Origin of the sequence: Photobacterium kasasachensis (genome assembly GCF_050336885.1) — a bacterium.
GTDB classification, from domain to species: domain Bacteria; phylum Pseudomonadota; class Gammaproteobacteria; order Enterobacterales; family Vibrionaceae; genus Photobacterium; species Photobacterium kasasachensis.
The window spans coordinates 44999-60122 of record NZ_JAKJSH010000015.1 but is presented as its reverse complement, the minus strand read 5'-3'; the positions used below and the strand labels follow the sequence as shown (position 1 = coordinate 60122).

General features: G+C 54.9%; 11 protein-coding genes and 1 riboswitch. Of the genes, 8 read left to right on the top strand and 3 right to left on the bottom strand.

Features of this window, described 5'->3' with window-relative positions; translation table 11 throughout:
• Nucleotides 1–94: 94 nt before the first annotated feature.
• Genes L4D19_RS20300 through L4D19_RS20290 form a run of 3 tightly spaced genes read right to left on the bottom strand, consistent with a single transcriptional unit; the run spans nt 95 to nt 5224 of the window.
• Nucleotides 95–3217, bottom strand: a complete 3123-nt coding sequence (locus tag L4D19_RS20300; protein WP_428454015.1) for an efflux RND transporter permease subunit — start codon at nt 3215–3217, stop codon at nt 95–97.
• The gene (locus tag L4D19_RS20295; protein WP_428454070.1) at nt 3214–4584 is read right to left on the bottom strand and encodes an efflux RND transporter periplasmic adaptor subunit; all 1371 of its coding nucleotides are present in this window, start codon (nt 4582–4584) and stop codon (nt 3214–3216) included. Before L4D19_RS20295 ends, L4D19_RS20300 begins: the two co-directional genes overlap by 4 nt.
• Nucleotides 4574–5224 (bottom strand): TetR/AcrR family transcriptional regulator, encoded by a 651-nt coding sequence (locus L4D19_RS20290; protein WP_428454014.1) that lies wholly within the window; start codon nt 5222–5224, stop codon nt 4574–4576. Before L4D19_RS20290 ends, L4D19_RS20295 begins: the two co-directional genes overlap by 11 nt.
• 582 nt (nt 5225–5806) lie before the next feature.
• Here L4D19_RS20290 and leuA point away from each other — a divergent pair.
• The 8 genes from leuA (at nt 5807) to thiQ (ending at nt 15090) form a co-directional block, all read left to right on the top strand.
• Entirely contained in the window at nt 5807–7357 is a 1551-nt protein-coding gene (gene leuA, locus L4D19_RS20285) for a 2-isopropylmalate synthase (RefSeq protein ID WP_160651880.1), read from the top strand.
• Nucleotides 7358–7359: 2 nt separating this feature from the next.
• A complete protein-coding gene (gene leuB, locus L4D19_RS20280; RefSeq protein ID WP_428454013.1) occupies nt 7360–8448 on the top strand; it encodes a 3-isopropylmalate dehydrogenase in 1089 nt (362 codons plus the stop codon).
• 23 nt (nt 8449–8471) lie between these two features.
• Complete coding sequence (leuC, locus tag L4D19_RS20275; RefSeq protein WP_428454012.1) at nt 8472–9911, top strand: 3-isopropylmalate dehydratase large subunit; 1440 nt, start codon at nt 8472–8474, stop codon at nt 9909–9911.
• 15 nt (nt 9912–9926) lie between these two features.
• On the top strand, nt 9927–10529 hold the full coding sequence (gene leuD, locus L4D19_RS20270; RefSeq protein ID WP_428454011.1) for a 3-isopropylmalate dehydratase small subunit: 603 nt from the start codon (nt 9927–9929) through the stop codon (nt 10527–10529).
• Between the two features lie 151 nt (nt 10530–10680).
• Nucleotides 10681–11463, top strand: a complete 783-nt coding sequence (locus L4D19_RS20265; RefSeq protein ID WP_428454010.1) for a DUF547 domain-containing protein — start codon at nt 10681–10683, stop codon at nt 11461–11463.
• A gap of 92 nt (nt 11464–11555) precedes the next feature.
• A riboswitch (TPP riboswitch) is annotated at nt 11556–11659 on the top strand.
• A 140-nt stretch (nt 11660–11799) separates the two neighbouring features.
• Nucleotides 11800–12762 carry a thiamine ABC transporter substrate binding subunit gene (gene thiB / locus L4D19_RS20260; protein WP_428454069.1) on the top strand — a complete coding sequence of 321 codons (963 nt, stop codon included), beginning with the start codon at nt 11800–11802 and terminating at the stop codon, nt 12760–12762.
• Between the two features lie 46 nt (nt 12763–12808).
• Nucleotides 12809–14365 carry a thiamine/thiamine pyrophosphate ABC transporter permease ThiP gene (gene thiP, locus L4D19_RS20255; protein WP_428454068.1) on the top strand — a complete coding sequence of 519 codons (1557 nt, stop codon included), beginning with the start codon at nt 12809–12811 and terminating at the stop codon, nt 14363–14365.
• Nucleotides 14365–15090, top strand: coding sequence for a thiamine ABC transporter ATP-binding protein (thiQ, locus tag L4D19_RS20250; protein WP_428454067.1), 726 nt, complete (start codon nt 14365–14367; stop codon nt 15088–15090). The genes thiP and thiQ overlap by 1 nt, the downstream gene beginning before the upstream one ends.
• Nucleotides 15091–15124: the final 34 nt, after the last annotated feature.

Here is a 15124-nt window from a genome sequence, read left to right as displayed (position 1 = left end):
TGATAAAACACGCCAGTGTGAAAGCCTGGCCAGGCATCAGACAAAAAAAACGGGACCAACTGGTCCCGTTTGAGAGTGTGATGGCAATAGCGGTCTAGGCCGGCACAAGTTCCTCGTGCTTTCGCACTAGGTTGAAGTCGGCAAGAATGGCGTAGGCCGCCGGGATCATAAACAGTACCAGCAGGGTCGAGGTAAAGATCCCAAATACGATTGATATCACCAGCGGCTGGATCACCTGTGCCTGCAAGCTGGTTTCCAGCAGCAGCGGCAGCAACCCGGCCGCCGTTGTCAGGGAGGTCAGGAACACGGCACGAAAACGCTCCCGGCTCGCTTTCACCACGGCATCATGCACACTGTCACCATCATCGACATGGTGGCGGATATACTGCACCAGCAAAATAGAATCATTGACGACCACCCCGGCAAGGGAAACGAAACCCATGATACTCGGCATGCTCAAGGCAAAGCCCAGTAACCAGTGCCCCCAGAAAACGCCAATCAGGGCCAGCGGGATCGCCAGCAACACCACAAACGGCTCCAGATAGCTTCGGAACTGATAGCTGAGGATCACGAACACCCCGAAGATACCCAGCATAAAACCAATTCCCATCGACTGACCGGTTTGCGCCGTATCTTTGGCCTCGCCTTCAAAATCAAACCGCAGCCCCAGGTATGCTTGCTGCAACTCGGGCATCAGGCGATTACGGAACTGCCGGGTAATTTCTGTCGAGCTGATCTTACTGCTATCAAGATCGGCAAACACACTCAGAGTCCGGACCCCGTTGATCCGCTGAATACGGACAAAGTTACGCTGGTATTCCAGCACGGCAATCGAGGCTAGCGGGATCTGGCTACCATCGCCCAGGATCACCGGGAAGCTTGCCAGCGTCTGGAGGTTGGCCGCTTCCTGCTTGTCAAAGCGCACCTCGACCTCGATATTCTCCGGACCAATCTGAATTTCATCGGCAGTCTGGCCAAAGTAGGCCGCCCGCAGCTGAGAAGCTATCATCTGGCCGTCAATGCCGAAGCTTTCGGCCCCCGGACGCAGTTTGACCAATACCTCCTGCTTACCCATCCGCATGTCATCCAACACACCGGATACACCGTCAAACTCATTCAGGAACTGCTGCAGTTCAATCGAGGCGCCTTTGAGCATCTCAAGATCGTCATGCTGCATCCGAATTTCGACCGCCCGGCCACCCGGCCCGACCATCGGCTGCTTGAAGACCATGGACACCGGCGCGGCAATCACCCCGACTTCCTCACGCCAGGCAGCAATAAACTCATCGATCAGGCTATTGCGCGATTCAGCACCCAGCATATCCAGTCGCACTGTGGCGACATGCGGGCCGTTTTCATCGGCATCGGCATTGAAGTTATATTGCGCGGTAATATGCTCGACCAGCATCTGCCCGCCTTCCCGCTCGTCACTCCACTCACGGTTAAGCTTTTCAGCGGCCGTGATGATTTCATCGACCACCAGCTCGGTCTGGGCCAATGACGCTCCCGGCGGCAGGATCACCCGGGCTTCGGCAATATCACCGTCAAGCTCGGGGAAGCCGACAAACTTCAGCGCGCCGCCGGCAAGCAGGGAGAAAGAAATCAACAACATCGCAATCACGCTGCCCAGAAACAGGTAGCGCCAGCGCACCACGGCATCTACCGCAGTCACCAACTGGTTGTTACGAAATGTCTCAAAGCGCTTGAGAAAACGGGCTTTGAATGCCAACGGCGGTCGCTCATGTTTGCCTCTCGCCCGTTGTTTTTGCAGCGAATGGCTCAGATGATTGGGTAAAATCAGAAAGGCCTCAACCAGGCTGATGGTCAGCACCAGGATCAGCACCATAGGGACCACCTTGAGAACGGCCCCCATTTCCCCTTCCAAAAACAACAAGCTGCCAAAGATACACACTGTCGTGAGATAAGAGGAAAGCACTCCGGGGAAGACTTTCTTCACCCCTTCAGAGACGGCATCGGGTATCGCCATCCCTCGCTCAAGGTGGGCAGCTATCGACTCGGCGATCACGATGGCATCATCCATCATGATACCAATCGCCATAAGCAGAGCGACCAGTGACATGATGTTAATCGACAAACCAAGGCCAGCCATCAGGAACAAGCTGCCCAGAAAGGCAACCGGCAACCCAGCCGCCACCCAGAACGAATAGCGGAACGTGAAAAACAGCCACATGGTGGCAAAAACCAGCACCACCCCCTGCCAGCCATTTTTCACCATCATGGTCAGGCGATCCCACAAGACCGAGGAGATATCGTTGGTCAGATTAAGCGTGACGCCAGTCGGCGCGATTTGGTTCTCATCCTCGACAAACTGCACCACCCGCTCTTTGATCCGCAAGGCATCATCTGCCTTGTTCTTGCTGATCTTCAGCAGCGCCGACGGCTGACCGTCGAACAGCACTTTCTGCTCATCCAGCTCGAACCGGTCGGTAATGGTTGCAATGTCTCCCAGCCGCAGCAGGGCACCGTCGCTGTCGGCACCGATCACGGTGCTGGCCAGCGTATCCGGGGTGATCTTCTGCTCATCGAACCGGATCAACAGGTTTTTCTCCGCCAGCTCAATATTGCCGCTCGGTAACTTCAAGTTCTGACGCGAAAGGCGATCGGCAACATCACCGACACTGAGGCCCAACTGGCGCAGCGGGGCTTCTTTCAGCTCCACCCGAAGCTGGTGATCGGAGAAACCGGCCACTTCAACCAGGGATACGCCGTAATCCAGCTTCAGCTTGCGCTTCAGCTGCTCGGCGTAGGCCTTCAGGTGCGGCCAGCTGGTATCGGCACTGATAGCCACATCAACGACGGGCTCGTTCCAGTCCAGCTCGCGGACGATCGGTGATTCGATTTGCGTCGGGAAGTCATTGATGGCGTTAATTTGGGTCTGGACATCCACCAGCATCCGCGACACCACATCACTACTGGTTAGCTTGAGGACCAACGAAGCCGAACCCTCTACTGCCTCACAGCGGGTCTCCTCGATATTCGCCAACCCATCGACCGCATCTTCCATCCGCATACAAATGCTCTCTTCGACTTCCTGCGGCGAAGCCCCCGGGTACACGACTGAAGCAATAATGTAAGGCGGCGAGAATTCAGGAAACGTTTCCCGCTTGATCTGCGGCAGGGAGACCAGGCCGAAGATCAGCAGGGCCAACATCAACAAGTTGGCTGCTGTCGGATGACGAGAAAAATAACGGATCATAACGCAGGCTCCTCATCCTTCTGGCTTGCCCCATCATTGTCTTGCTGACTCGCCTCTGTCACCGCCAGACCATTTCGAGTAACTACCTGAAGTGCCATACCGGACACCGCCGGCAGCAGATCATTAACGACAAGCTGCTGCCGGGATGATAGCTCACCCGCGATAGCAACCTTGCCAGCCCGGCGGAACAGCACGGTAACCGGCTGGATCTGCAACGTATTGTTCTCTGCAACCAGGTAAATATTATCACCATGCAGTGCCCGCTCCGGGATCACCCAGTGGGCATTGTCCTGTCCTGACAAGCGGGCCTCGACAAACATGCCATTCACCAATGGCGGCGCATCTTCCGGAGAGAGCTGACTGTAATCCTGATCCACCTCGAGGATCACCCCGACCGTGGCCTGATTGGCACTGACGGTATCGCTGATCCGGGTAACCTTCGCCGGCCACTGTTGCTGGAAGCTACCGCTAGATAGCTGGATACTCGCCGTCAGATCAAGCTGATCAGCCCGCGGACGGCCATCGGCATGTGCCGTATACTGGGTCAGGCTCGATGCCAGTACCTGCATATCATGGAGGGCAACCTGGGCATCAATTTCCACGGTGTCGATCCCGTGGGCGATGACCATACTTTGCTGGGCATTGACCACCTGATCCTGCTCGATATCGACACTGGAGATCCGAGCATCCACCGGCAGAGTGATCACGGTTTTCTCCAGCGAGCGCCTGGCCTCGGCAACCCGAGACTGGTTAACTTCCAGCTGTGCAACGGTGACTTTGCGTTCATTGGGCAGCACAATCAGCTGATTCTCGATATCCTGGACCACCTTCTGGCTGGCGAGGGTATTTTGCAACTCTAAATCGACAGCAGACTGCGAGGTTAATCCCTTGCCCCGTAACTCTTTCTTGCGGGTCAGCTCTTTTTGGCTGATGGCCAACCGGTTTTTCTCAATCTTCAGTGTCGTTTTCAGGTTCTGCTCTTCCTGGGCCAGCTTGGCTAGCTGAGCCTGACTTGAACTGACATCGGCTTCGGCCTGGGCCAAACGGAGTTCGTAATCCAGGGGATCAATTTTCAGCAAGGTCGTGCCGGCATCCAGTACCCGACCTTTCTCCAGCCCGGGATGGCGATACACCACCTTGCCGGATACTTCGGCAATGGCCTGCCATTCGACTTTGGGCTTAACCCGGCCAAACCCGGTCACCACGGGGGCCAGAGGCAGCTGCTGCAAGCTAATCACATCAACCGGCCGCGCCTTGTTCAACACCGGCTTGACTGCCGGGGTCGAGCGCAGATTAATCGCCAGCGCCAACACGGCCACACCAACCAGTATCGCCGGCAAAATCAATAGTTTTCTATTAAGCTTCATCATTGGTACGGCCCCCCTGCGCTAAAATACCGTGAAGCAACACATCGACATTATGATCAGCCAGCTCCATCAACCATTCTTCATTCAATTCAATTCCTTGCAACCCAAGCAGAGCCGGCGGGGCCAAAAACGGAAAAACCATCATGCTGATGAAGGTCATCCTTGCCTTTTTCGGCGACACATCATCACGTAATATCCCGGCACGGCTCATCTGTTCCAACATTAAATCTTCTGCCGGAAACGCTATTTCACTGAAAATCTTTTCCATGGAACGCCGCTGCAAGTCACCGGGTTCCATCATCATCGTACGTACGATTAATTTGGGCAGATCAGGACTTGGCGCCATGATCCGATAGTAGGTCCGCATCAGATCGCCCACACTGTCCGCATCTCCGACACTGATCACCCGCTTTAGCTGGGCACGGATCGGCTCCAGTGTTTCACGTAACATAGTCTCGAACAGGCCTGCCTTGTTCCCGAAGTAATAACGGATCAGCGCCACATTGACATCAGCCCGCGACGCAATCATCCGGGTCGATACCTTGCTGTAGGGAAGGGCGACAAAGAGCTTTCTCGCCTCTGTTATCAACCTCTCCCGCGCATCAGAATCCCCGCTGGGGCGACCTGCTTTTCCCGACATAATTCCTTCTATCGCTCATGTTAATTAATCACCTGATTAATAATTTACTTCATACTTCTGCCTTGGCTGTAACGAATTTATTCACACCAAATTAATCATTTGATTAATTTTATATCAGCGAGAAATTTCTGCCGTTATCCTCTTCACACTGGCACACTGTTAACAAATCGGGTAGCGACCCGAATCAGCCAGGGCTATCACTTTTAGCCAGTCATTCACCGTAACCATTTCTGCAGCCGCCATCTCCCAAACGGCACCAAAGAATAAATCCATTATTAATCATATAAATAGCCATATTTGAAAAATAAATATTCAATTAGTGGTTGACGTTTAACCTGTCTATTTGGTATTCATTTGTTAATCAACTTTGTGGATATCATTTAAAAAATGAAAAATCGTTTCTCTCTACTCCTTAGCCTCCTCATTATCGTGAATAATTCGCGCGGGTAGCTGATGGGTGAGAAACACCACCAAGAATTCTAAAAAACCCGCGCAGAAAGCGCGGGTTTTTTTATATAACAGAGCCGGCGCAAGCGGATGCAGACAATGCCGAGACAGGCAGGCCAACATAAGGAAGAAGCAATGAAAGATCAGGTCATTATTTTCGATACCACTTTGCGCGACGGTGAGCAGGCACTTTCCGCCAGCTTGACGGTAAAAGAAAAGCTGCAGATTGCTTATGCCTTGGAGCGAATGGGCGTCGATGTGATTGAGGCGGGGTTTCCGATTTCCTCCCCGGGCGATTTTGAATCGGTGCAGACCATTGCCAAGCACATCAAAAACAGCCGGGTCTGCGCCTTGTCCCGTGCCGTTGCCAAAGACATTGATGTCGCCGCCGAATCCCTAAAAGTTGCCGAAGCCTTCCGAATCCACACTTTCATCTCGACCTCCACCATCCATGTTCAGGACAAACTGCGCCGCAGCTATGACGATGTGATCGAGATGGGGGTTGCCGCCGTCAAACGTGCCCGCAACTATACCGACGATGTCGAATTCTCGTGCGAAGATGCCGGCCGTACCCCGATTGACAACCTGTGCCGGATGGTCGAAGCCGCCATCAACGCCGGTGCCAGTACGATTAACATCCCGGATACCGTGGGCTACACCCTGCCGAACGAGTTCGGCGGTATTGTCTCCCAGCTGTTCGAACGCGTACCGAACATCGACAAGGCCGTGATTTCGGTCCACTGCCATGACGATCTGGGCATGTCCGTGGCCAACTCAATGGCAGCCGTCCAGGCTGGTGCCCGCCAGGTAGAAGGTACCATCAACGGTATTGGTGAGCGCGCCGGTAACTGCTCGCTGGAAGAAATCGCGATGATCATCAAAACCCGCGCCGACTTCCTGGGTGTCCACACCAACATCAAGCACGACGAAATCCACCGTACCAGCAAGATGGTGAGCCAGCTTTGTAATATGCCGATCCAGGCCAACAAGGCCATTGTCGGTGCCAATGCCTTCAGCCACTCCTCGGGGATCCACCAGGACGGTATGCTGAAGAACAAAAATACCTACGAGATCATGACGCCCGAGTCGATTGGTCTTAAGAATCAGGCGCTGAACCTGACCAGCCGCTCTGGTCGTGCCGCGGTGAAGAGCCATATGGACACCCTGGGCTATACCGAAAACGAGTATAACCTGGACGAGCTGTATGCCGACTTCCTGAAGCTGGCCGACCGCAAGGGGCAGGTCTTCGACTACGACCTGGAAGCTCTGATGCACTTTGCCAACCTGCGCGAGGAAGATGACTTCTTCAAGCTGAACTACCTGAGTGTTCAGTCCGGCAGCGTCATGGCGACCACCAGTATCAAATTGCAGTGCGGTGAAGAAGAGAAGTGCGAAGCCGCTGTCGGTAACGGCCCGGTTGACGCCCTATACCAGTGTATCTACCGCCTGACCGGCTACGAGATCGTACTGGACAAGTTCGACCTGACCGCCAAGGGTGAAGGTGAGGACGGACTGGGACAGGCCGATATTATCGCCAACTACAAAGGCCGCAAGTATCACGGTACGGGCCTGGCCACCGATATTGTCGAGGCATCGGGGCAGGCACTGCTTCACGTCATCAACAGTATTCACCGCGCCGATCAAATTGCAGAACTTAAACAAAAATCCCATATGGAGACAGTATAACCATGGCAGGTACATATAAGATTGCCGTTCTACCGGGTGACGGTATTGGCCCAGAAGTCATGCAGCAGGCACACAAGGTGCTAGACGCTGCACAGGAAAAATTTGGCTTTACCCTGGAGAGCAACGAGTTTGATGTCGGTGGTATCGCCATCGACAACCATGGTTGCCCGCTACCCGATTCGACGCTAAAAGGCTGTGAAGACGCCGATGCGATCCTGTTTGGTTCTGTCGGCGGCCCGAAATGGGAACACCTGCCACCAAACGACCAGCCAGAGCGCGGTGCCCTACTGCCGCTGCGCAAGCACTTCCAGCTGTTCTGCAACCTGCGTCCGGCGCAGATCCACAGTGGCCTGGAAAACTTCTCGCCGCTGCGTGCCGATATTTCAGAACGTGGCTTTGACATCGTAGTGGTGCGCGAGCTGACCGGCGGGATCTACTTTGGCCAGCCGAAAGGCCGCGAAGGCGAAGGTCCGCAAGAAAAAGCCTTTGATACCGAGGTATACCACCGCTACGAAATCGAACGTATCGCCCGTATTGCCTTCGAGTCGGCGCAGTTGCGTGACAAGAACGTCTACTCGATTGACAAGGCCAATGTGCTGCAGAGCTCGATCCTGTGGCGCGAAGTCGTCGAGGAAGTCGCCAGGGACTACCCGGATGTCACCCTGAACCATATGTACATCGACAACGCGACCATGCAGCTTATCAAAGATCCGTCGCAATTCGACGTCATGCTGTGCTCGAACATCTTCGGCGACATCATCTCCGACGAATGCGCGATGATCACAGGTTCAATGGGAATGCTGCCATCGGCAAGCCTGAACCAGGACAAGTTCGGCATGTACGAACCTGCCGGTGGCTCAGCCCCTGATATTGCAGGAAAGAACATTGCCAATCCGGTGGCACAGATCCTCTCTGCCGCCCTGATGCTGCGCTACAGCCTAGGTGAAGAACAGGCCGCACGCGCTATTGAGCAGGCCGTATCCCAGGCTCTGGAAGCTGGTGAGCTAACCGCCGATCTGGCCGGTGATGCCCCGGCACTGAGCACCAGTGAAATGGGCGACAAGATTGCCGCCTACATCCGCCAAGCATAAGACGATCGAGGAGCAATCGAGCAATGTCAAACACCGAAGCAAAAGCGCCTAAGACGCTTTATGAAAAAGTATACGATGCCCATGTTGCCGTCGAGGCGGAAGGCGAAAACCCGATTTTATACATCGACCGTCATCTGGTACACGAGGTGACCTCACCGCAGGCTTTCGACGGCCTGCGTGAAAAAGGCCGCAAGGTTCGCCAGATTGGCAAAACCTTTGCCACCATGGATCACAATGTCTCAACCCAGACCAAGGACATCAATGCTTCTGGCGAAATGGCCCGGATCCAGATGGAGACCCTGGCCAAGAACTGCGAAGAATTCGGCGTCACCCTGTATGATCTGAACCACAAATACCAGGGCATCGTGCATGTAATGGGACCGGAGCTGGGCATTACGCTGCCGGGCATGACTATCGTTTGTGGTGACTCACACACCGCTACCCATGGCGCCTTCGGCTCGCTGGCTTTCGGCATCGGTACCTCGGAGGTCGAACACGTTCTAGCCACCCAGACACTGAAGCAGGCCCGTGCCAAGACAATGAAAATTGAAGTCAAGGGCAAGGTCGCAGAAGGCATTACCGCCAAAGATATCGTTCTGGCGATCATCGGCAAAACCACCGCAGCCGGCGGTACCGGCTATGTGGTCGAGTTCTGCGGCGAAGCGATTACGGATCTGTCGATGGAAGGACGAATGACCGTCTGTAACATGGCGATTGAACTGGGTGCCAAGGCCGGCCTAATCGCTCCGGATCAGACCACGTTCGACTACATCAAGGATCGTAAGTTCTCCCCTGCCGGCGAAAACTACGAGGCTGCAGTCGAGTACTGGAAGACACTGAAAAGCGACGACGACGCCGTCTTTGATGCTGTTGTTACCTTAGATGCCAAAGACATCAGGCCACAGGTCACCTGGGGCACCAACCCGGGCCAGGTGATTGCCGTTGACGAACCAATCCCTTCACCGGATGATTTCAGCGATCCGGTCGAGAAAGCCTCGGCAGAGAAAGCCTTGGCCTATATGGGACTGGAAGCGGGCAAAACACTGGCCGATTTCAGTATCGACAAAGTCTTCATCGGATCGTGCACCAACTCTCGTATTGAAGATATGCGCGCCGCAGCGGCCATAGCCAAGGGACGCCAGGTAGCCCCGAATATCCAGGCACTGGTTGTTCCGGGCTCAGAGCAGGTCAAGGCACAAGCCGAACTCGAAGGACTGGACAAGATCTTCATTGAAGCCGGCTTTGAATGGCGCCTGCCGGGCTGCTCAATGTGCCTGGCGATGAACAACGACCGCCTGGGTCCGAAAGAGCGCTGTGCATCAACCAGTAACCGTAACTTCGAGGGCCGCCAGGGACGCGATGGTCGTACCCATCTGGTTAGCCCGGCGATGGCTGCAGCCGCCGCCTGTGCCGGCCACTTCGTTGATATCCGTGAACTGGACTCAGAAACCGCAACCGCTTAACAGAAGGAACAAAAAATGGCAGGTTTTAAACAACATACAGGTTTGGTGGTTCCTTTGGATGCGGCGAACGTCGACACTGACGCGATCATTCCCAAGCAGTTTCTCCAGAAAGTAACCCGGACAGGCTTTGGCAAGCATCTGTTTCACGACTGGCGTTTTCTCGACGATGCCGGCGAGAAGCCAAACCCGGATTTCGTGATGAACGCACCTTGCTATCAGGGTGCCAGCATCCTGCTGGCCCGCGAAAACTTCGGCTGCGGCTCTTCGCGCGAGCACGCACCGTGGGCACTGGCCGACTACGGCATCAGGGTGATGATCGCCCCGAGCTTTGCCGATATCTTCTATGGCAACTCCATCAATAACCAGATGGTGCCTGTGCGCCTGAGCGAGCAGCAAGTCGACGAGCTGTTCCAGTTTGTCGAGAATACCGAAGGGGCACAAATCACGGTCGATCTGGAAACGATGCAAGTCACCGCCAACGGCAAACAATACAGCTTTGAAATCGATGAATTTCGTCGCCACTGCCTGTTGAACGGCCTGGACAACATCGGCCTGACCCTCCAGCATGAGGACAAGATCGCCGAGTATGAAAGCAAGATCCCGGCTTTTCTGGCTTAACTAGCATAGCGTCTCACTGATGCCCCGGCCCTCAGCTGCCGGGGCATTTTTATTCCTGCTAAATGAATTGCGGATAATTGCTGCAAGAAAACAGGACGATACAGGTCATATCATCTAGTGACTTCCAACTCAGTGATCGCAAGGACTTAGCATGCGTACTATATTCACCCTTTTCTTGTTGTTGGTTTCCGCAACCGGCTGTGCCGCCCCCAGAGCCGATCTCTGGCCTTACTGGCAACAAAGCAATGAAACCAATACCGCGACGATCGACCACTCCCTCTGGCAACAAACACTGGATAGTTATCTGGTCGCGGAGCCCAAACAGACGCTGTTCCGCTACCGCGCCGTGTCCAGCAACGACAAGTATGATTTGGATCGCTATATCCGCAAGCTAACCGCGACCGATCCGCGCCGCTATAGCAAAGACGAACAGTTCGCCTACTGGGTAAACCTCTACAATGCTCTGACCGTTCAGTTGATCCTCGACAACTACCCACTGAAATCCATAACCAAGCTAGGCGGCCTGTTCAGCTTCGGACCCTGGGATGAAAAGCTCGTCACCATTAATGGCAATAACCTATCGCTCAATGATATCGAACACCGGATCCTGCGCCCGATTTGGAATGATCCCCGCATTCACTATGTCGTCAACTGTGCCAGCCTGGGTTGCCCCGATCTCCAGCCGACGGCCTTTACCGCCAGCAACAGCGAAAAGCTGCTTGAGCAGAGTGCCAGTCGCTTTATCAACAGTGCCAAAGGGGTTCGGGTAAGCGGCGACAACGTCCGTTTGTCCTCAATTTATGACTGGTATAGCGTGGATTTTGGCAGCACGAGCAGCCTGCAGAAACACCTTAACCGCTACCGCCAGGGTCAACCGGTCCAGCTCAACAAAGTCAGCTATGACTACGACTGGGCACTCAACGAAGCTCGCTAACTCAACAAAGCCCGCTCACTCAAAATACAGGGCCAAACGACACAACGGAGTATTGCGCTGGCAACGGACTGCAGAGCGCATTACAATAGCTATCGTTCTCATTGGGGAGTCTGATACCAGACTGAGATTGCTTTTTGCGGGACCCACTGAACCTGAACCAGGTCATGCTGGCGTAGGAATTGAGATAATCTGACCACCATTACTGTCAACGTTGCAGCACGACGCTGCATGCCTTTCTCAACCCTGTGCCGCTCATTCGATTTATTTCCCTCTTGCAGGATGCAAGGGCATCAGGAGCGCATAGTGAAAAAACTACTTCCAATTCTAACTCTGTCGATGGCAGCAGGCTCAGCATGGGCCGCTACAGAAGCCAAAGACACCCTAACCGTCTATACTTACAGCTCTTTTGCTTCTGACTGGGGACCGGGCCCGGCGATTGAAAAAGCCTTCGAGGCCGAGTGCAACTGTAATCTTGAGTTTGTGGCGCTGGACGACGGCGTTTCTATCCTCAACCGCCTGCGCCTTGAAGGCAGCAACGCCAAGGCAGACATCCTGCTGGGCCTGGACAATAACCTGATCAGCGAGGCCAAGAAAACCGGCCTGCTGGCAACGCACAGCGTCGATACCCGCAATGTCACCCTGCCTAACGGCTGGGACGACGATACATTCGTGCCGTATGACTACGGCTACTTTGCTTTTGTTTACGATTCCGAAAAGCTGGCAACGCCGCCGAAAAGCCTGAAAGAGCTCATAGAACGCGACGATCTGAGTGTGATCTACCAAGACCCGCGCACGTCGACACCAGGCCAGGGCCTGATGCTCTGGATGAAGTCTGTCTACGGTGACAAAGCAACTGAGGCATGGCAGCAACTGGCGAAGAAAACTGTCACTGTTACCAAAGGCTGGTCGGAAGCCTATAACATGTTCCTCAAAGGTGAGTCCGATCTCGTCTTGTCCTATACGACCTCACCGGCCTACCACATCATTGCCGAAAGCAAGAACCAGTACAAAGCCGCTGACTTCAGCGAAGGCCACTACATGCAGGTTGAAGTCGCCGCCAAGCTGAAAAACAGCCCAAACCAGAAGCTGGCCGATCAATTTATGGCCTTTATCCTGACACCAGAGTTCCAGTCAGTGATCCCGACAGGCAACTGGATGTATCCGGTCACCAAGCAGACGCTACCTGAAGGATTTGAACAGCTGACTCTACCTACCAAGTCACTGGAATTCGGTGCCGAGGAAGTGGCTGCCGAGCGTCGCGGATGGATCCGAGAATGGCAACACGCCCTGACCCAATAATGGCCGCTCTCCTTTGAATACACGCGTTACCCAAACTTTGCCCGGCATGATCTCTGCCGGGCTTATTGCCGCGCTGGTGATGAGCGCCATTCTGGCCCTGATCGGCCAGGCCAATGAGCTGAATCCACTGCAGATCTGGCGGGACCCTTACCTGCGCCATGTCTCCGCCTTCAGCTTCTATCAGGCTCTGCTATCGACGCTACTGAGCATCATACCGGCCATTCCGACCGCCTACGCCCTGTCACGGCGCCAGTTTCCCGGCCGGGGACTGTTACTGCGCCTGTTTGCTATGACGCTGGTATTGCCGGTACTGGTGGCAGTTTTCGGCCTGCTGACCATTTATGGTAAAAGCGGCCTGCTGGCCGGGTGGCTCAGTGCCTACGGGCATTCACTGCCCTTTTCAATCTACGGCCTGAACGGCATCTTGCTGGCCCATGTTTTTCTCAACTACCCGCTTGCGACCCGCCTGATCCTGCAAAGCCTGGAGGGGATCCCATTCGAGCAGCACCAGCTAGCAACGCATCTGGGAATAAAAGGCTGGAGCAAGTTCCGCTTTATCGCCTGGCCGCGGATCCGTCAGCAACTGCCTCATGTCATCGGCCTGATTTTTATGCTGTGCTTTACCAGTTTCGCGGTGATCATGTCGCTGGGCGGCGGCCCGAAAGCGACGACTATCGAGCTGGCTATCTATCAGGCGCTTCGCTATGACTTTGACTTGGCCGGCGGCGCTATTCTGGCCCTGTGGCAAATGTTGATCTGCAGCAGCCTGGTGCTGTTTACCCAGCGCTTTGCCAAGCCTCTGCCTACCCTTAGCGGCTCGACGACCCAACGTCCTCTTAACCAGTTTGACAACTGGAAGTCGAAAACCTGGGACGGAGTATGGATCGGTTTGGCATTATTGCTGGTACTCCCGCCGCTGATGGCGGTGATCGGAGCCGGGCTTAATCGCCAGCTCCCCAGCTTGCTGACAGAACCGGCACTGTGGCAGGCAATCCTGAATTCGCTGAAAATCGCCTCGCTGTCATGTCTTGCTGCGCTTGTTAGCGGTATCACCATTCTCATGGCCAGCCGTCACTGGCGCCTGCAGAAGAAAAGTTTACCGGCAGACGGCATTGAACTGCTCGGCACCATCATCCTGATCACCCCGGGACTGGTTCTCAGTACCGGTATCTTCCTGCTTCTGCGCCAGTACACCGATGCGTTCGCTGCCGCCTTTTGGGTCATTGTCGGGGTCAATGCACTAATGGCCCTGCCCTATGTGATCAAAACCCTGAGCCAGCCAATGCTGCATGTTGCCCAACAATATAATCCGCTGTGCCAGAGCCTTGGCATGCAGGGGCTGTCCCGTTTCCGCCTGGTGGAATGGCGCGCACTGCGCAAGCCTATCGCCCAGGCAATGGCAACAGGGTTTGTGCTATCACTGGGGGATCTCGGTGCCATTGCCCTGTTTGGCAGCCAAGGGTTTCAGACCCTGCCGCTGTATCTGTTCCAGCTGCTTGGCAGCTACCAGATGGATGCCGCTGCCGTTGCTGCTCTGTTCCTGCTACTGCTCAGCCTGGGGATTTTTACCCTGGTTGAAAAATTACTGATCCGGACGCCATGATGCTGACCCTGAACCAACTCACCCACAGCTATACCCAACCGAATAACGCCCGGCAGGCAGAGCAAACCCGGCTCACCTTTGACCTAGAAGTCGAAGCCGGTGATATCGTCGCCCTGATCGGTCCGAGCGGTGCCGGAAAAAGTACCCTTCTGGCCATGGTGGCGGGCTTTCTCCCCCCCGACAGCGGCACGCTCACCATTGCCGGACAGACGATCGACCGTCAGCTTCCTTCCGAAAGACCGCTCTCGTTGCTGTTTCAGGATCACAACCTGTTTCCGCATCTAAGCGTGTTCGAGAACATCGGTCTGGGGCTTCACCCGGGGCTCAAACTTAGCCAGGAAGACAAGGAGAACATTGTTGTAGCTGCCTCACGAGTCGGGATCCAGAAGTACCTTGATCGCCTGCCGGAGCAGCTCTCCGGCGGCCAGAAGCAGCGAGTGGCTCTCGCTCGCTGTCTGATCCGCAAAAGGCCGCTACTGCTGCTCGACGAACCTTTTTCGGCTCTGGATCCGGCACTACGCAAAGAAATGCTTGAGTTAGTAAGGAGTCTGGCCAAGGAGCAGCAGACGACAGTGCTGATGGTCACCCATAGCCCGGAGGATGCCCTGAAAATCGCCGGAAAGTGCGCCTTTATTTCACAAGGGAAGATTCGGGTATTCGGCCCTACCCAGCAGATGCTGAAAGAGCCGGAAGATAAAGAGTTGAAGAAATATCTGGGTTGCTAGTAACGAGCAGCGAGGTTCGAGGCGTCCCCTCAAA

Coding starts and splice junctions, on each gene's coding strand:
- thiB (WP_428454069.1), top strand. CDS start 11,800: ATGGCAGCAGGCTCAGCATGGGCCGCTACAGAAGCCAAAGACACCCTA.
- leuC (WP_428454012.1), top strand. CDS start 8,472: ATGTCAAACACCGAAGCAAAAGCGCCTAAGACGCTTTATGAAAAAGTA.
- thiP (WP_428454068.1), top strand. CDS start 12,809: ATGATCTCTGCCGGGCTTATTGCCGCGCTGGTGATGAGCGCCATTCTG.
- L4D19_RS20265 (WP_428454010.1), top strand. CDS start 10,681: ATGCGTACTATATTCACCCTTTTCTTGTTGTTGGTTTCCGCAACCGGC.
- leuB (WP_428454013.1), top strand. CDS start 7,360: ATGGCAGGTACATATAAGATTGCCGTTCTACCGGGTGACGGTATTGGC.
- leuA (WP_160651880.1), top strand. CDS start 5,807: ATGAAAGATCAGGTCATTATTTTCGATACCACTTTGCGCGACGGTGAG.
- L4D19_RS20295 (WP_428454070.1), bottom strand. CDS start 4,584: ATGAAGCTTAATAGAAAACTATTGATTTTGCCGGCGATACTGGTTGGT.
- thiQ (WP_428454067.1), top strand. CDS start 14,365: ATGCTGACCCTGAACCAACTCACCCACAGCTATACCCAACCGAATAAC.
- L4D19_RS20290 (WP_428454014.1), bottom strand. CDS start 5,224: ATGTCGGGAAAAGCAGGTCGCCCCAGCGGGGATTCTGATGCGCGGGAG.
- L4D19_RS20300 (WP_428454015.1), bottom strand. CDS start 3,217: ATGATCCGTTATTTTTCTCGTCATCCGACAGCAGCCAACTTGTTGATG.
- leuD (WP_428454011.1), top strand. CDS start 9,927: ATGGCAGGTTTTAAACAACATACAGGTTTGGTGGTTCCTTTGGATGCG.